Genomic DNA, 18,310 nt, shown 5'->3' with positions numbered 1-18,310 from the left:
AGTATTTACCAGAATGAGAAAAGGTTTGAGGCAAAGTTACTGATACCCCGGCTAAAGGACTTAATGACATGACTCGTATTTTCAGTAACACTGGCAATGACTTTGGCAGCTGTTTTGGCAACAACCTTGCCCGCGTTATAGACGATTTCACCAATTTGCCCACCCGCTATACCACCTGCGACACCGCCAACAAACCCTCCAACGGCTGTACCGACTGGACCAAATACGGTACCAATCGCTGCGCCCAACGTGGCCCCCTCCGTTGCACCAGCAATAGCCATTGTCGTGGTTATAGTGGTGTTACCGATGGCATCGAGCGCTTCCTCTCCAGTCAGTTCACCTTTGCCCAGTTTATAAAGTACCTTTGCATTCTGTATGCCCACGCAGACGATATTGGTAATTAGGCCCGCAGGTGTACTGCGTAAGGCTGCGCCAAGAAAGCCGTTCTTGACAGCGACTACGACCGCTCCGGAAACAGCAACCTGTATAGCTGTTTGCGTACCGGTACGCAGCGAGCTTTCGAAAAAATCGTTGAGGTCTTCACTAGTGGATGGATTTTCACGACCGTTCAGGCGATTCCAGGCACGCCTTGCAAGGATTCTGGTTCCCTGCATACCCACCGCAATACAGGCACCGAGCACAGCCTGTTTACCAATTTGCTTGGCAATATCAATACGATTAGTGTCATTCCAGTCGTACTGACGTGCTTCGGCATCTTGTTGAGCTTTTTTCTGTAATTCTTTTGCTTTCTCTTTAGAAAGTGGCTGAGAAGACACTCCGTCAGCTTCAATAACCTCTGTGCTGTTGACCACATCTGCGCCTTGCCCCTCGGGAACTAGCGCTTGTTGATCGTTATAGTCGCCCCGATTGAGCTGTGTATTTGTGGCGTTTGAGTCAGCACCATATTTCGACTGATATTTGCAGACCACATTGCCGTTGCCGTCAACAATCTCAATATCAACGGAGTTTAGCTCCTGTGAACCAACAACCCGTGCACGATACGGACTGCCTTTGGTGGTTGCATCGATATTAAATGTATCGACGTGATGCTGTTCCGCAACAAGACCATCTAGATTGGGGTTTTGGTTGATATTCCCGGCCAGCGTGGTGATTGTTTTGCGCGCATTTTCGTTAGCGTCTACCAAGGCGCTATCGATAAGGCTGGCGTATTGGCCTACGTGTACCGAACCGGAAACTGCTGCATTTTTTTCTATCTCGCCAGCCAACCAGGAGGCACGGCTACGACCTTTATCCATATGCTGCTGTAATGAGTCGCGAGACTGATTAAAGGCTTCCGTAGACCGTATTATCTGCCGACGAGTGTTTAGTAACTCTTCTTCGTTTTTCCAGATCTGTGGATATTTACGAAATTCATCATCCAACCATTGCCCCAATGGCTGATCGCCGCGAGCCTGGCAGGAGGTTACGAAAGAGCTAATAATGGATGCGGTCTGCTCGGGAGCATTAATCTCCTCTACAACTTGCAATTCTACCTGTGTGATGGAGGAAAATTCATCATCGTTAATATTCTGAGCGAGATTATTATTTTGTTGTGTCATCATTTTTACCGTTAAATCTGCTGTGTGATATATCATCAAATGACTATGATAATTGACGCAAATGATATTAGCCGTAATGCTAAATGCAGACTAGCGCAGCGATCACTAATATTGATTATGAACTCTATGACTGAGGTAGCCAAAATCTTCAGGTTGCCACCCGATTTAAAGCTTCTTGGTCAGTTTCTCATTAGGGATTAATTTCGGGGAAATGCCATGTTTTTAAGGCTAAACCAGCCTATCATGCAGGAAAATCCTTCTCGCCGTTTTTTTTGCACAATACAAAACCTCCATATGGAGGAGCGTTAATCTCCATATAAATTTCAAGATTCTCTAAAAAAACCCTTATTTTTAGGAGGGGGGAGGCTCTACAACTCATGGCTGTATGGCAATATCTGTAGACTGATAGGTAGCAACAACACGATGTTATGACGTTAAGTTGTATGGTGTTTTGCTTAATTAATATGCAGTTTTAGTTAAGGGAATAAAAAACCGGCACGGGAGCCGGTAAGTGGAACAATGTAGGAATATAATTATTATTATAATTCAGCCAACTCAATAGGAACGGGTTTCCCTATATGGTATCCCTGTAACCAACCAATACCCATCGTAATTAGCATCTTTTCAATTTCCTCATTTTCAACAAACTCAGCTACTACTTCCATGTTTTTGAGTTTTGCTACTTCGCAGAAGGATCTGACGGCGCATCGACTAAATTCATCGGTCAGTATATTACGGATGAAGGAGCCATCAATTTTCAGAATATCTGCGTCTAATGTTCTGAGTCGTGAATAGCTTGACGCCCCTGTGCCAAAATCATCAATAGCAATTTTAGAACCGGCTTTACGTAATGCTCTCAGAACATCAGTGACATTAGCGTTGTCAATGATATCTGATTCAATGATTTCAAAAATTATACGTTTAGGTGTGATGGAATATTTTCTAAACAATGTGAAAACATTATCAAGAAAATCAATTTTATTAAGCGAGTCAGGTGTCAGATTAATGGAGAAATGACTGTTCGGGTCAGATTTCTGCCGTGACTGTATAAAACGAAATGTTTGCTCTATAACAGTGATATCCAGTGCAGGAAGTAATCCTGCCTCACGAGCAACGGGTAGGATGGTATCTGGAAAGATTAACTTACCATCAACCATTTTTATCCGAATAAGTATCTCGTGATAACGTGTCAGTCCCGTAGTTGAAACGATAGGCTGAACAACCAGCATCGTTGATACGATGGGTTGAGCCATAAGCTCAAACGATTTTCTGTCAATTGCTTTTTGCAACATATGACGAATGACTGCCTGACTGACAATTTTATCGCCTGGCACCTGCGGGCTGAGTAACAACGGTTGCCCCTGCATTAACGAGATGTAGCTTTGGGTATTAAGATGTTTAATTGCTTGTGATAAATTTTTAATCAGGTTTTTCTCGGTGGTATATGCCACACCACAAGATAGTCCCAATTGGTAATCCTTCCAGATAAAACGAAAAGAGTTTAGGTCTTTGTAAAGAGTAGGAATGTCAGGGACAGTATTAAGGCGAAGAATTATTCCATGACCTGGTGCGTAATAAATGTTACCTGTATCCTTAATCAATTTACGTACATATGCGCTTAGCGCTTTTACAAATTCAAAACGGAATTCTATTCCATGAGTTTGCTCCAGCGTATTCAACTCTGTACAACGGATGTAACACAAGCACTCTGTTGCGTGTTTACGGATGTCCATTTGCAGGGCCTGAAAGTTAGGCAGTCCGGTATTAGGCTCTGATCTAAAAAGTTGTTTGAGGCGGCGGAGATATTTTCGGTTACGGACCACAAGTACACCGGTAACAACAATCGTAAGAGAAAAGACAAACACTATCGTGGAGGAAATCACGAGACTATGTAAATAATTATTATAGTTATCCGGCGAAATATAACTGTTTATATAATATCCCAACAGGATGAGCATTGTTACCCATACAGGGGATATAAAAGCATGGCCAATGCAGATCACTCCCCACAGCATTACTGGAAGTAACCACAGTAATGAATAGTCTGTAAATATAAGAATATCTTCTCTGATGACGATCAAAGCGGACATAATGCAGAGTAACAGCACCAGCCATAATACTTGATACAGAATAGGAGGGCCGGATTTTATCAGCGTCTTCACTTGTCTGATGTATAAAATGCACCATGCAGGGTTTTGAACGCTTCTAAGCAACAGATAACAAAAAGGGATGCCAGTCAGGCAAGAGTTCATCAACCACTGTAAGTTAATTAGTGTTTGTAGTGTAAAAAGGTTTGTGATCGGTGCTGAGGCAGTGTTCGACTGGAGCCAGTAATCAATCGAGATGAATAGTAAGGCGTTGCAACACACGAGCCAGACAATACGCAGGGTTGTAAGCTGGCTACGACCAAAGCTAACCGCGCCTCGTTTACCTGTCGAGAAAAAGTAGAGTGTCTGGCTAATGAGAGCAGCCAGCAGTTGAGCCGTTAGCGTGAACACCGAAGATAAAGAGTAAGAATAAAGGGCATACAAGAAAAAGGCACCCAAAATTGGCAGCGCCTTTTGCCGGTATAAAACCAGCAGTGCAGAAATAAGAGGTAAAGTGAGATTGTAAAAATGCAGTGTTATACCCGCAACATCCTCTTGCTTACTGAGATGACCAGCGACCAGCTGTAATGCAAAAAACGCGATGCCTACACAAAAATAGCCTCTAAATGTATTAATGAAATTTATATTTTCAGTTTTTCTTAGCAATATCATCATTCGCAATTCTCAGTGAGTTATCACCGTTCTCGATTTAAGTCATCTACTTAAAACAGGTTAGACTGGAGGTTTGAAATGTGTATTTTTGGATGTTTTCGCTAATTGAAAACTATTCTAAAATATGTTATGTAAATTTTTTAAAGGTAACCTCGATAATTTCCGTGTGTTTCACAACGCAGGGAAGAACAATCTTTGTGACTGTACTGATAATAAAAATTCCGTCAGTAGCCATTATTTAAGACAGAATAGACGATCGATAAAAGCGATCAATATAAATCTTTTGATAGATTTTATCGATAGGTTTGGCAGATCATAAATACCACGAAAGATCGATAAAAGCTATTAAAATGTTATTTTTTAAAGGTATTTATTTCATAAATGTTAATTGAGCACTTTGTTTATTAAAAATTAACCTATGCAGGCATCCTTCTAAAGGAATTATTATGATATTGGCAGGAAAGTGAGTTTCCCCACCTTCCCACAATACACTCAATTGTTAATCATTAACGAGGTTGCTGCTGTGTCGCGCAGTGAATGCCGCCGCCGCCAGCTGCAATGCCATCAATATTCAGTTGTATAATTTCACGATCGATAAACTGCTCCTGTAAAATAGCATGGGTATTACGATCGGTGCGCTTATCGCCAAATTGTGGTGCAATGACGGCATCATTACACAGATAAAAATTGATATACCCTGCGGCAAAATCATCACTCGCATAAGTCTGGCGGATGGTAGAAGGTCCTTCCAGCGTGACTACCTTCAACCGTCGGCCTTTGGCATCCGTGGCGGCTCGTAATATGTCCAGATGACGTCGGGTGATCGCGTAATCAAAGGACGACGGATCCTGCTCAAGACCTGTCACCACCGTACCCGGATGCGTGAACCTGGCATAAAAATCTGTATGGCCGTCGGTAATATCCTTGCCGGCAATACCCGGCAACCAGATGATTTTCTCCAGACCTAGCAGTCGCTTAAGTTCTTCTTCGCATTCGGCTTTGCTGACGCCGGGATTACGGTTGGAGTTAAGCACGCAGCTCTCGGTAATAATCGCCGTGCCTTCGCCGTCTACCTCAATACCGCCACCTTCCAGAATCAGCGCCGAGCGGATGAACTCGGCATGAACGTAATCAGTAACGAATTCAGCCACATCGGCATCACGTTCGTGCTCTTGCTTATTGCCCCAGCCGTTGAAATTAAATCCCACACCGCCGAGCGCACCGCTGGCGCTTATCACAAACACCGGCCCGGTGTCGCGGATCCACAAATCGTCTATCGGGTGAACCAGAAGATTGACCGACGGTCCGCACAGACGCGCGGCGAGCTCGCTGTCTTCTTCGCGTACCAACATATTTACGGGTTCAAATGCGGCGATGGTTTTAGCAACTAGCGCCAGGTTTTCCTGCACCACCGGTAGCAGATGAGGCTCCCAGATCTCGGCACTGGCACCAAACGCCATCCAGGTTGCCGCATGCGGTGCGCCTTCATCCGGCATTTGCCAGCGGCGGTCCTCTGTTGCGCGGGCAAATTGGCTAAAACTGATGCCTGTCATACCGGCGAGTAGCATACTCGTTGAAGTCACCAGACCTTGCCAGACGAACGAACGTCTTGTCATCATAGGATTAACCTTTGCGTATATTTATCTGATATTGGATGAATAAAATAATAATAGATAATTAATGTTCTGCGTATTTTAAATATTGAATAATAAATAAATTGATTGCGGGTAAGTTTCATGCGGAATATAGCACAGGAGATATTCGTTGCAATCTCTTCTTTTTATATTATGAGTGAGGCTGACTACTATTAAAAATTATCAACTATATATTTATATATAATTTATATTTATCAGCATGAACATGTGTCACGTCGTAGGCTCTGAAGCCTCGTCTGACGGGCCTTGCCGCGGATTGTGATCTGGCCGATTGTTCTGTTGTATTTATTAATGCCATGAACTGTGTGGACTATAGTAAAGATGGCCGTTATTTCTCATCATTAATAACCGTGAGTGGGGGATGTGAATGAAGAAGATACTGATGCTGGTCGGAGATTATGTCGAAGATTATGAAACGATGGTGCCTTTTCAGGCTTTGCAAATGCTTGGGCATCGTGTGGATGCCGTCTGTCCGGATAAAAGCCAGGGTGACTACGTTCAAACCGCCATTCACGATTTTGATGGGGCGCAGACATACAGTGAAAAGCCGGGACATCGCTTTACGTTGAATGCGAATTTTGCCGAGGCGCGGGCCGCCGATTACGACGCACTGTTGATCCCCGGCGGGCGTGCTCCGGAATATCTTCGACTGAATCCAGATGTCATTAAGCTGGTGCAAGATTTCAACACTGCCGGTAAGCCTATCGCTGCGGTTTGTCATGGGCCCCAACTATTAGCGGCGGCGGGAGTGTTAGAAAACCGGACCTGTAGCGCTTATCCGGCCTGTGCGCCTGAGGTTCGTCTGAGCGGTGGACATTATGCCGATATTGGCATTGATCAGGCCCACGTTGATGGCAATCTGGTGACGGCACCAGCATGGCCCGCGCATCCGCAATGGTTAGCTAAATTTGTCGAAGTATTAATGAAGTAAGCGACGATGAGATGAAAAGTCGGTATAACCAGCCTGGCTATACCGACAGGAGATATTACCTCCGCATGAGTGCGAACACGCCCCACCCGATATATTCCCGGGTGAAGGTAACGTGGCGTTCTGGTGAACTTCTCAGTTGCTCTCTGACTTCGACGGCAAACTCATCGTCCGGATTTGCCTCCAGCCACCGGCGCATCGTCAACCATTTTGCCGCCTCGTATCTGTCCCAACCCTCCTGGTCCGCCAGTACCATTTCAACCACGTCATAACCGAGCTGGTCGAAAGACGAAACGCGTTCTGGCAGAGAGAGAAAATCAGTCACTGAGGTCGCGCCGCAAGACTTAGCGATCTCCTCCGTTGCGGGTATCTGGCGCCAGTACGGTTCGCCGATGAGCAGGATCCCGCCTGATTTGAGACTTTGTTCCAGCTGTTTGACCGTTCCGGCAACGCTGCCGGCAATCCAGGTTGCACCAATGCAGGCGGCAATATCGAATTTTTCTTCGGCGATATAACCTGTTGCATCGGCATGAATAAAACGCACGTGCTCAGTGACGCCCAATTCACTTGCCCGCAGGGTGGCTTGCTCGCTGAATAACTGGCTCATATCGATACCAACGCCGGAAATTCCATGATCGCGTGCCCAGGTGCACAACATCTCGCCAGAGCCACTGCCGAGATCCAGGATGCGGGTTCCTGGGGCCATCCGTAAAACCTGACCTAACGTTGCATATTTCTGCGCGGTGAACGGATTATGAATGCGATGTGCGCTTTCGCTGATTGTAAAAATCTTCGGGATATCCATCTCTCTCTCCTTAGCGATTATCCAGTTGGGCGCGAACGTTGTTCAGCCCAGTGGTATTGATGCGGTAGGGCTGACCATTGACGGATTTGATCAGTTTTTTCGTTCTGAGCTTTTTGAATACATCGAGCGTGCAGTCGCAGAGCAGTAACCCTTCGCGGCTATAGCATTCGACGGAAGTGACACGGCCTGATGCATCACGGACGTGAGCAATACGGCCACCTTTGGCGAGTACGTGTAAGGTACGTTGTTCCTGACGGGATAAATTCATACTGGAAAACCTGTTTAATCATCATGTGCAAAACGTGCAAACACACAGCGGTGTCCGCATTCGATTTCGGCGCATTGATAACCAGTCCGGCCTGAAAAGGTCGGTAAGCTGATTATCTGATGATTACATTCTCCAGCATCAAAGCCTCGGGTTGAGTTGATAGATATTTACCTGCTGAATCATACCAGCCTGGACGAGTAGGGGAATCGTCCTGTCGGGAAAATGTGATCTATGACGAAAAATTGCGTTTAGCTTATTTTATAATTTTTTAACTCTCAGCTAGCTGAGCGGTGTATGAATGTATTAAATTTATTGAATTTTCAGACATTGTCAGTAGCGGTATTGGTCGTAATGATGTGTAGTTGGTCTCACTTGCGTCACACTATAGATTAGTGATATTTAATCTTTTCTTATCTTAATTTTGTTTTATTTGATAAACAGGTCTTTATTATAAAAAGAATTTTTAATGGTGTTTGTGTTTAATTCTATTTAGGAATTTTCTTAACGTCATGAAGTGTGTATACTCAATCCTGCAAGAAGCTCTTCTGTTATCATCAAAACTATAAAAATGTCCTTAACACCCGTATTACCTCTGCCCTGTATCTCTTCTCAGGGGAGAGGTTTTTTTTCTGTATATTATTTTGGTAGTCGTCATAAATAGATAATTTAATATTATTGTTCTTGTTGCTTTACATTAGTGATGACGACAGATTTTTTTCTGTGAACCATACGGTACTATTGAAATAGTATCGCTATGAATCTATTTTATAGTGAATAGTATAATTTTGTATTTATTTATAATGGTATTATATAGTTTTTCTTATAACTGCCTGTTTTTCAGCGTTATGTTAATTCTCGCTTTTGAAATAATTGTGATTTTGTTCACGGATTTTAGTGCGTTAAGTGGCTATTTGTAGAGAGGTGCAAACGGTTGCATTTTGCTGTTACAGCATTCGTTCATTAAAAAATATAGCGATGGTATATCTTGTGTCGGTATTGGGTGCAAGAATCTAAATGATTTTTATTATCTCTTAGATATACGAATACCGTTTATGACTTCTGTTAGCTTAACACCATGGAAAATGCAGTAAAAACAGACAGGGAATATGATTTTATCAATCAGAACGGAGCTTTTAATCACTGGCATAATTACTGGCTTTTTATCTTCCTTTTTATAAATCGTTGTCGTAATGCCCATAAAGTCAGCATTCTGGGATGAGTGCTGATTTTATTTTGTTCTCAGATTATTCAACCCACGCTGTATGCAGGTCTTCTCTTGCAGTACCTCGTAAATGATACATTAAAGGATCTCCTGGAATGGATATTGTTGAACGCTTTATTAACTACACGAAAATCAATACCACGACCTCAAGGGAAAATGGTGCTAATGGGATAATGCCTTCTTCACCTGGTCAAATGGAACTGGCAAAACTGCTGGCAGTAGAACTTGAAGCATTAGGAATGGAAAACATTGAGGTCAGGGATACCGCTATTGTGACAGCGACATTACCTGCAAATACGGACGACGCGATCCCTGTCGTTTCCTTTTTTGGTCATCTCGATACCAGTGCGGAACAGACTGCGGACACAAAAGCACAACGTCTTCACTACAGCGGTGGGGATTTGTGTCTGAACCAGGAGCTAAAAATTTATCTGCGCGAAAGTGAATTTCCAGAACTGAAAAATTATATCGGTGATGACCTGCTGGTGACGGATGGTACCAGTCTGTTGGGGGCAGATGATAAAGCCGCCATCGCCGCGATTATGAATGCCCTGGAGTACCTTGTCGCACATCCGGAGATTAAGCATGGGCCGGTGAAGGTCGGTTTTGTTCCTGATGAAGAGCAGGGATTACGAGGTGCAAAAGCATTTGATGTTGCGGCGTTTGGGGCTGATTTTGGCTATACCCTGGATTGCTGCGGCATTGGAGAATTTGTCTATGAGAACTGGAACGCGGGTGATGCGGAAATCATCTTTACCGGCCAGTCCGCACACCCTATGTCGGCCAAAGGTAAGCTGAAGAACTCTCTGCTGATGGCGCATAAGTTTATTGCGATGCTGCCCGGAGGAGAGGCGCCTGAGTATACGGAAGGACGCGAAGGGTATTACTGGGTAAAACAACTTCAGGGTAACAGCGCCCGTACGGTACTTAAGCTGGATATCCGGGATTTTACCGAAGAGGGGTATAAGGCGCGTATGGCATATATCCGCCAGCTGGCCGTCAGCACCTGCGCGCTGTGGGGAGAAAACAGCGTGGTCTGCCATTTAACCGATCGCTATGCCAATGTGTTCAATAGCTTGCAGGGCGATGCTCACTACCCGATTGATATTGCGTTACGCGCGTATCAGAAGTGTGGCATTACCCCGCAACCTGTCGCCATGCGTGGTGGATATGATGGCGCAGTGTTATCGCAGAAAGGACTACCTTGCCCGAATATTTTTACCGGTGCCCATAACTTTCATTCGATTTATGAATACCTGCCGGTGCGTTCACTGCGGGCCGCCAGCGATGTCGTGGTAGCGGTCATTGAGGAAACCTTTGCTGAGTTCGCGCAGGGGAGAGCTCAGTCATGATTCAGGTGTTAATTGCCCTACTGGTTATCGTAGTGGTCGCGCGTCTTATCCTGAAAGGTTATCGCGCTGAACCCGTGTTGTTCATTGCTGGCCTGGTGTTGATGATTTGTACGGCGTTAACCGGATGGGGTTCTGTATTACCGAAGGGTGTTGCCAGTACGGGGATTTCATTTCTCGATCCTTTCGAGGTGATGCGCGATCTCTTTAGTACGCGTGCCGCCGATCTCGGCCTGATGATCATGGCGCTCATGGGATTTGCGCATTACATGGATCATATCGGGGCAAATGAAGCGGTTGTGCGGGTTGTGACGAAACCTTTGCGTGCGCTGCGTTCGCCCTATGTGCTTCTATTTTTCTCCTATCTGCTCGCCAGCCTCCTGCAGTTGGCCATTCCATCCGCCACCGGGCTAGCCGTGTTGCTGATGGGGACGATGTTCCCCATTATGCTGGGGTTAGGGCTTTCTGCGGCCTCAGCCGCTGGGGTTATTGCCACCTCGCTTGGTGTGGCATATACCCCGACGGCCATCGATGCTATCAGGGGATCTAAAGCGGTCAATATGGATGTGGTGGAATACGTTGTTTACCACCAGGGACCCGCAGCGCTGGCAACCGTGCTGGTCGTCGGCGTCTGCCATTTCTTCTGGCAGCGGCATTGCGACCGTAAAGCGGGGACACTTCCACGAGAAATCGGTAGCGCTGAGGTGACTGACTCAGGAAAAGCCCCGGCTTTTTATGCGCTGCTCCCGATGCTTCCGATACTGATGGCGGTGGGATCATCGGAAATGTTTGTCAGTGGTATTAACCTGAATATTATCACCATTGTGCTCATTTCGATGGCTGTCTGTATGTTGATTGAATGGCTGCGGGTGCGTGATTTAAAGTCAGTATGCGAAGGATTCAGCCATTTCCTTAAAGGCATGGGCACTGCCTTTACCGGGGTAGTTGGGCTGCTGGTTGCGGCAGGTGTTTTTGCTCACGGGATTAAAGTTATTGGTGCCATTGATCAATTAATCCTGATGGCGGAGCACGTGGGATTACCCCCATTTGCTATGGCGGTGGTGTTTGCGCTGGTGACGCTGGCGGCAGCAATTATTATGGGATCGGGTAATGCGCCATTCCTTGCTTTCGTTGAGCTGATCCCGCAAATCGCGGCAAGTATGGGCGCTAACGCTGTTGCCATGATCCTGCCGATGCAGCAGGCATCACATATGGGGCGGGCAATTTCACCGGTTTCCGGCGTGGTGATTGCCGTTTCCAGTGGGGCGAAAATAACGCCATTTGATGTGGTTAAACGTACCGCCGTACCGCTGATTGTGGGCTTTGTAACTCATACCCTGATCATCGGTATTTTCTATTAACTTCGTTTGTAACAAGCAAACTTCCGGCTTGCTAAATGTCCGGTAGTTTGCTTTTTCTGATTACAGCTCTCATCACCGCAGATGATATTGATTACTGGTGATTATTATTAACTTTTATCTTTATCGCATTATTCTTATTGGACATTGTTGAGTTATTCTGGATTAATGATTAATAAGTATGATGTATTGTATTTGCACGTTTATTACATAGGGATAAGTTAACCTGGATCATATTTTGGCGATTTTAGTTGTAGTAATTTTTTAATAGAGTAATACAAGAATAACGTGGAATAACAATGACGATTTATTTGGGCAGGTTTAAGTGGTAAGGGATTCTGGAAGAGTCAGTACGTTACGACATCATTATCAGGATGATCTGGAAACATTTACCTGGAGTGCGTTAGTTGCAATTGGTATCGCAATAAAGGATCATAAGATCTACTCCAAAATGTCAGAGCATCTATTCATTATGCATTGGCTGGCTATTGCAAAAAAAAGAAAAATATTTTCGAAGAGCATTGTCAGTGAGCTTCAGTGGCTAATTGATGAGGGGAAGAAAAAAAGCATCAATGCACAACTTAAATTTAAAATAGAATATTTGTACGCCACGTCGAGTGGTGACGTGGCAATGCAAAACGACTATTTTAAATTTACTCATACGATTGAAGTGTTGAGAAATAATGGATGGGAGAGCTTTCTGCTCACTCCAGAGAAGTGGCAAGGACTTCATGAAAGTATTAAGGTCAGAAAAGGTGACTTTATCTTTATGGATGATGCCCGGCTTCAGGAGTGCTTTGGCGTGCAGGGCGAGATTGTCAAACCTTTCTGTATTCGAGTGTACGGCGATGTTGAGTTTGCAAAGTTAACGTTCATCAAACATAACCTGCCGGTTGAATTTGTGAAACACATTTCGAATGAGTTTCATTATTTCAATTTCCTTTCTGTTAAGTAATGCTTAACTGATATAGAGGAAAAATTTCTGTTTGTTCAAAGAGTAGTGATCTACTTGTGAAAGTATCGGATATATACCACGCGCAAAGGATAGCGAATGTTTACTCGAAAGTTAGTGATTACAACCGAATGGATAACGTTGTCGGATACGTCGGACAATATGTCCATTTCTTTTCGGGGCGTTCTTGAGATCGGTGAAAGCACGGTTGTGCCAGATGACAATACACCTCTACTTCGTTTAGAAAATGACATGGCACCTATCGCCGTTGATGCGTTATCATGGGTGAGGGTGCCAGTTGAACGCCATGAAAATGTTATCGTCTATATTTTCTGAATCCGGGTTTATTAATCCATTAATAATATTAATGTCGATTTGTTCTTATTTTATCCTTCCCGGTGCAAGATGAGATGTCTGGCTGAACAATTTGTTGAGGATCACAGCGCGGGTGAGAGCATTTGTAGTGCGTGTACATTATAAATAATGCCAAACACCGCCACCGCGAGCAGAAAAAGAGAGGAGATAAAACCGCTGCATCTGGCAAAGCGCGCTGGTATCCAGCGTTTGAAAACCACGATGTAAAAAGACAGCACCGTCAGATCAAAAATAACCCACACCAGCGTTAGCGTCAGAATGCTGGTGGTGAAATCTTGCGTAATGGCAATAAACTGGGGGAAAAACGCTACGAAAAACAAAATGTCTTTTGGGTTGGCGACCCCGGTCAGAAATCCGTGGATAAGCCCGCTGTTATCGCGCTTTCGCGCACCCAGTCCGGGGTTTGAGGCCCTGGTCTGCAGGCCGTTAATCGCCATCACTCCGATATACAACGATCCCACAAGACCCAGTACGCCAAGCCATATCGCAGAGATTGAAACCACGCCAGCTAGCATCAGTGCAGCCAGAGCAATCAGTACTAAAGAAGCGCCGTTAGTGCCAATCAGCGTGAGAAAAGCCCGGCGATAGCCGTGCTGCGCCGCGGTGGTGGTAATCAGCGCCACGACAGGACCCGGTGTTAACAGCAGGGTTACTACGCTGAGGCTATAGGCAGCCAGTAAAGTGAAATTCATACCTGATTATCCTGATGATATTTTCCACCAGTATTCCGTTTACGTAGCGCATTGAAAAACGAATAAAACTGCGCTCTACTGTGAGTAAAACTCAACATAGAAACTCACGATGACGCTACCTCCGTTGTATGCCCTGAGGGCTTTTGAAGCCGCAGCCCGTCTGGGAACGTTCAGCAAAGCCGCTATTCAACTTAACGTGACGGCGGGCGCGGTAAGCCGTCATATTCGCACGCTGGAGGCATGGTTTGGCTGTGAGCTATTTATCCGCAGCGGCCCGCGTATCGAGATAACACCTTCTGGCCAAGGGTTAGCGCAGCAGTTGACGGCTGGGTTTCAGAGTCTGGAACACGCGTGTCATGCCTTTCGCAGCAGCAGTCATGAGCTGCGGCTGAAAGCGCCGTCTACGTTGACAATGCGCTGGCTTCTGGATGTGCTGCGTCTTTTCCGTGAAGCGCATCCGACCCCGGTGATCGAAATTTCCAGCGTCTGGATGGATACCGATTCGGTATCCTTCAGTCGTGAACCGTATGACTGTGCGATCCTGTTAGGGAATGGCCATTTTGGTGACGATACCGACAGCCGGTTGCTGTTTCAGGAGTGGCTTATCCCGGTGTGTTCACCCGCACTGCTGGTGCAGGCGCAGCGCGATCTTTCTGCCTGTGAACTGATTCATCCCTCAGCGGATCGCCGCGACTGGCGTCGGTGGCTGCAACGCACTGGGAAGTTTCCGGCGTTGAATCTTGCGCGAGGCAAAGTGTTCGACACCCTGGAGCAGGGTAGTCTTGCCGCGATGAGTGGTCATGGCGTGTCTGTTGCCGACCTGCTGTTAAGCCTGGCGGCCATTCAGGCAGGGATGTTGGCGTTACCGTTTAAAGATGCAGTGGCGACTGGCGAGGGGTATTACCTTGTCTGGCCAAAGGCTTCAACACGGCTCAGAAATATTGAGCTGCTGTATCGCTGGTTAAAAGAGGCTGCGCCGTCTGCTTCCTCGGTAGATCTAAACTGGCTGGATTAAGCTGTTTATTTTGCTAATTACCTATATTGATAATGGTTCTCATTATTATTGTCGTATTGTGCAGGTAATGGTAATGTTGCTTCAGTTATAAACCGTTAATCCCATTTCCTGTGCAGAAGACAGCATGAACAACACCACCGCCCTGAATGCCTCCGGACGCGTCGCTCGCACTTTCTCCGTAAGCGAGTTTATGGATTTTGGTGAGCGCTACGGGATCGATTACCGCTTTCCCCTGTTGGCACAAAGACCGGATTTGCCGTCTGGCAGCCCTGTTCTGCAAGGTGAAATTGAGGAGATGACTCTCCCCTGCGGGATGTGCGTGACGCACTCCGACGTACAGGTATTGCAACCCTACGAAACCACCTCTCGCCACGACAGTCCTCTGTATATGCTGGTGGTTCTGGAAGGCTGCGTGATCCTGACGCTTAACGGACAGGAGCATGTGGTGCGCTCCGGCATGGCGTTTAGCTCACGTCTGAGTGAGCACCAGACGATGCGTGCCCGTCATCATGCTGATTGTAAACTCCGGACATTATCGCTCGGTTTATATCCCGACGGCGCGTATCGCACGGGGTTGCTCGAATCGTTGATGCGCGAGTGGGAAAGGTGCCAGACGCCGACGCTTATCTGGCAGGTACCGGGGTTTTTACTCAGCGGACTGCAGTACGCGCAGCAGAGTACGATTAGCCATGTTTCTCGTCAGCTGATGCTGGAAGGGCTGATATTACAACTGTTCGGTCATGGCCTCAGCATGTGTCAGGTCGAGAGCGGTAAACGTCTTGCGGCGAGCGGTGAGCAGCAGCGGCTGGAGGTCGTTCGCCGACTGCTGGAGGAGAGTCCCGAAAATGACTACACCCTTAATGAACTGGCCCAACGCGCGGCGATGAGCCCAAGCAGCCTGCGCAGTAAGTTCCGTGCAGCCTATGGCTGTTCGGTATTCGACTACCTGCGCGATTGCCGTCTGGAACATGCGCGCGGCTATCTACTGGAAGGATATAGCGTACAGCAGGCGGCCTGGATGTCGGGTTATCAGCACGCCACCAACTTTTCTACCGCTTTTCGTCGCCGTTACGGCTTTTCGCCCGGCGATTTACTCAAACCTTGCTAATCCATATTTGCGTTTTACGCACGTGATTTCCTGACAATTTGGCACTGCGCATAGGCAACCTGGCATCCGGCATAGCTATCTCCGTCAGCAAAAAGGTAATAATTCTCACTTACAATTAGACATGCCTTTGGAGATATTCATGTTCGCGAAGACTCGCTTGGCGCTGCTGGTGGGATGGGTGACCGGCAGCGTGGCTTTTCCTCTGCTGGCGCAGGAAACAACAAAAAACGATACGGTGGTTGTCACCTCGCAGATGCAGAGCGGGGCCACGAAGCTTGCCACGCCGGATATTGAAACGCCGCAGTCGGTATCGATCGTTACCCGTGAACAGTTTGAAGAGCAAGGCGCAACCAGCGTGCGCCAGGCTGTCAGCTATACGCCGGGGGTGTACAGCAATCAGATTGGCGCCTCCAACCGCTTTGACTACATCGTGCTGCGTGGCTTTTCTGACGGTAGCCTGGATAACGTCTATCTCGATGGTCTGAAGATGATGGGCGACACCAACTCACACAGCTCGCTGGTGGTTGATCCGTGGTTCCTCGAAGATATCGAAGTCGTACGTGGCCCGGCTTCCGTACTGTATGGCCGTTCCTCCCCGGGCGGTATTGTGGCGCTGACCTCACGTAAGCCGTCGTTTGATGCGGGCGGTGAAGTGAAGCTGTTTGCCGGCAACAATAACCAGCGCGGCGCGGCGTTTGACGTCACCGGGGCGCTGGATGATAACGATCGAGTGGCGGCGCGATTGAGCGGGATGACGCGTTACGCGGACTCGCAGTTTGGTCCATTGAAGGAAGAACGTTACGCGCTGATGCCCAGCCTGACCTGGCGTATCACCGACCAGACGCGTCTGGATCTGATGGCCTATCTGCACCGTGACCCGGAAGGCGGAAGCCACTCCGGTCTGCCGTATGACGGCACCGTGGTTCCGCATTACGGGCAAAAGATCTCCAATACCTTTTACGAAGGCGAGGATGATTATGACAAATACGATCGCCGTGAGAACATGGTGGGCTACAACATTGAGCATATGTTTGATAGCGGTTGGTCGGTGCGGCAAAAGCTGCGCTATCTGCATACCGACGTTGAGCTGAACCAGGTGTATGCGGCGGGCTGGTTGAATGAAACCGAGCTTAATCGCGGCTACTCCGGCTCCGATGAAAAAATGTCGGCGATTACGCTGGATAACCAGCTCGACGGCAGCTTTGATACCTGGCAGGTAAACCACCGTTTGCTGGTGGGGATCGACTATCAGGATCGTAGCAACAATACTACCGGTTACTACGGCGCTTTCCCGCCGATTGACGCCTTTAATCCGGTGTACGGCGCGAAGCCTGATTACATCGACATGTATGCGCGTGAGAAACACAAGCTGCGACAGACGGGTTACTATTTGCAGGATCAGATGTCATGGGATCGCTGGCGTATTACGCTCGGTGGTCGCTACGATCAGGTCAGCGTTTCTAACATTGATAAGATCAAGGATACTCGCAGCGATCTGGATAAAAACAACTTCAGCACCCGCGCCGCGTTGCTCTATTTGTTCGATAACGGCTTTGCGCCGTACGTGAGTTACTCCACTGCCTTTACGCCCACCAGTTTTGCCGATGAGAACGGTAATCTGCTGGACCCGATGAAAGGCAAGCAGTGGGAAGCCGGGCTGAAATATGAGCCGGAAGGATTTAACAGTCAGTTCAGCGCGTCGGTGTTCCGTATCAATCAGACGAATATAGCCACTAAAGAAGAGCCGACCGATCCATACCGCTCGATTGGGGAAATTGAATCTGAAGGGGTGGAGCTGGAGGCAATTAGCCAACTGACGGATAGCTTCCGTTTGCAGGCGGCGTATACCTATACCGACATTCGCTATAAGAAAAGCAGCCCGGAAGAGCAGGGCAAGCGCGCAGTGTACGCCCCGCGTAACCAGGCCAGTGCCTGGCTGAGCTACGATGTAAAAAGTGGTCCGCTGGACGGTCTGACGTTGGGTTCAGGCGTGCGCTACGTTAACGGTATTACCAGCGATCGCTTGAATACTCACACCCTGCCGTCATACACACTGGTGGATATGGTGATTGGTTACGACTTAACGAATATCGGTATTAATGGGTTGAGCGCGCAGCTGAACGTTAACAACCTGACCGACAAGCGCTACGTTGCGGCCTGTAACTCGCTCTCATACTGCTACTTCGGCGCCGAGCGCAGCATTGTCGGCAGTGTGTCCTGGAAATTCTGATGTTTTAGTCGGATGCAGCGCTGGTGCCTTATCCG

14 protein-coding genes are annotated in these 18,310 nt (G+C 47.2%); 8 read left to right on the top strand and 6 right to left on the bottom strand.

Going from position 1 to position 18,310, the window contains the following annotated elements; all coding sequences use genetic code 11:
- Positions 1–5: 5 nt before the first annotated feature.
- From OGV57_RS16040 to OGV57_RS16030, 3 genes are all read right to left on the bottom strand, one after another.
- Complete coding sequence (locus OGV57_RS16040) at positions 6–1,562, bottom strand: hypothetical protein (RefSeq protein WP_032937030.1); 1,557 nt, start codon at positions 1,560–1,562, stop codon at positions 6–8.
- 536 nt (positions 1,563–2,098) lie between these two features.
- Entirely contained in the window at positions 2,099–4,321 is a 2,223-nt protein-coding gene (locus OGV57_RS16035; protein ID WP_054528115.1) for an EAL domain-containing protein, read from the bottom strand.
- Between the two features lie 503 nt (positions 4,322–4,824).
- Positions 4,825–5,937 (bottom strand): agmatine deiminase family protein, encoded by a 1,113-nt coding sequence (locus tag OGV57_RS16030; protein WP_046669780.1) that lies wholly within the window; start codon positions 5,935–5,937, stop codon positions 4,825–4,827.
- Positions 5,938–6,340: 403 nt separating this feature from the next.
- Between OGV57_RS16030 and OGV57_RS16025 the strand changes: the two genes are divergently transcribed.
- The gene (locus OGV57_RS16025; RefSeq protein ID WP_003830885.1) at positions 6,341–6,904 is read left to right on the top strand and encodes a DJ-1/PfpI family protein; all 564 of its coding nucleotides are present in this window, start codon (positions 6,341–6,343) and stop codon (positions 6,902–6,904) included.
- A 55-nt stretch (positions 6,905–6,959) separates the two neighbouring features.
- Here OGV57_RS16025 and OGV57_RS16020 read toward each other — a convergent pair whose 3' ends face one another.
- Together OGV57_RS16020 and OGV57_RS16015 are read right to left on the bottom strand one after the other, a co-directional pair.
- Positions 6,960–7,706, bottom strand: coding sequence for an SAM-dependent methyltransferase (locus tag OGV57_RS16020; RefSeq protein WP_054528116.1), 747 nt, complete (start codon positions 7,704–7,706; stop codon positions 6,960–6,962).
- Positions 7,707–7,716: 10 nt separating this feature from the next.
- Positions 7,717–7,974 (bottom strand): YjhX family toxin, encoded by a 258-nt coding sequence (locus OGV57_RS16015; RefSeq protein WP_003021255.1) that lies wholly within the window; start codon positions 7,972–7,974, stop codon positions 7,717–7,719.
- Positions 7,975–9,291: 1,317 nt separating this feature from the next.
- On the opposite strand from OGV57_RS16015, the gene pepT reads away from it, so the two are divergent.
- The 4 genes from pepT to OGV57_RS15995 all read left to right on the top strand — a co-directional run bounded on the left by pepT (position 9,292) and on the right by OGV57_RS15995 (position 13,191).
- Positions 9,292–10,548, top strand: coding sequence for a peptidase T (pepT, locus tag OGV57_RS16010; RefSeq protein WP_003021259.1), 1,257 nt, complete (start codon positions 9,292–9,294; stop codon positions 10,546–10,548).
- A complete protein-coding gene (gene dcuC, locus OGV57_RS16005) occupies positions 10,545–11,906 on the top strand; it encodes a C4-dicarboxylate transporter DcuC (protein WP_003830889.1) in 1,362 nt (453 codons plus the stop codon). Before pepT ends, dcuC begins: the two co-directional genes overlap by 4 nt.
- Positions 11,907–12,228: 322 nt before the next feature.
- Positions 12,229–12,858 (top strand): DUF2913 family protein, encoded by a 630-nt coding sequence (locus OGV57_RS16000; protein WP_054528117.1) that lies wholly within the window; start codon positions 12,229–12,231, stop codon positions 12,856–12,858.
- A 96-nt stretch (positions 12,859–12,954) separates the two neighbouring features.
- Positions 12,955–13,191: a hypothetical protein gene (locus OGV57_RS15995; RefSeq protein ID WP_054528118.1), complete on the top strand. Its 237-nt coding sequence runs from the start codon at positions 12,955–12,957 to the stop codon at positions 13,189–13,191.
- 101 nt (positions 13,192–13,292) lie between these two features.
- Here the strand turns inward: OGV57_RS15995 and OGV57_RS15990 are convergent, their stop codons facing one another.
- Entirely contained in the window at positions 13,293–13,922 is a 630-nt protein-coding gene (locus tag OGV57_RS15990; RefSeq protein WP_054528119.1) for a LysE family translocator, read from the bottom strand.
- Between the two features lie 109 nt (positions 13,923–14,031).
- On the opposite strand from OGV57_RS15990, the gene OGV57_RS15985 reads away from it, so the two are divergent.
- The 3 genes from OGV57_RS15985 (at position 14,032) to foxA (ending at position 18,275) form a co-directional block, all read left to right on the top strand.
- The gene (locus OGV57_RS15985) at positions 14,032–14,937 is read left to right on the top strand and encodes a LysR substrate-binding domain-containing protein (protein ID WP_054528120.1); all 906 of its coding nucleotides are present in this window, start codon (positions 14,032–14,034) and stop codon (positions 14,935–14,937) included.
- A 124-nt stretch (positions 14,938–15,061) separates the two neighbouring features.
- Positions 15,062–16,045 carry a helix-turn-helix transcriptional regulator gene (locus OGV57_RS15980; RefSeq protein WP_044714399.1) on the top strand — a complete coding sequence of 328 codons (984 nt, stop codon included), beginning with the start codon at positions 15,062–15,064 and terminating at the stop codon, positions 16,043–16,045.
- Between the two features lie 121 nt (positions 16,046–16,166).
- Complete coding sequence (gene foxA, locus OGV57_RS15975; protein WP_114070816.1) at positions 16,167–18,275, top strand: ferrioxamine B receptor FoxA; 2,109 nt, start codon at positions 16,167–16,169, stop codon at positions 18,273–18,275.
- Positions 18,276–18,310 lie beyond the last annotated feature (35 nt).

Source organism: Citrobacter sp. Cf087 (assembly GCF_030334285.1).
In the GTDB taxonomy this organism is placed as follows: domain Bacteria; phylum Pseudomonadota; class Gammaproteobacteria; order Enterobacterales; family Enterobacteriaceae; genus Citrobacter; species Citrobacter freundii.
The sequence above is the reverse complement of the archived record's forward strand: the minus strand, read 5'-3'. Positions and strand labels throughout refer to the sequence as shown.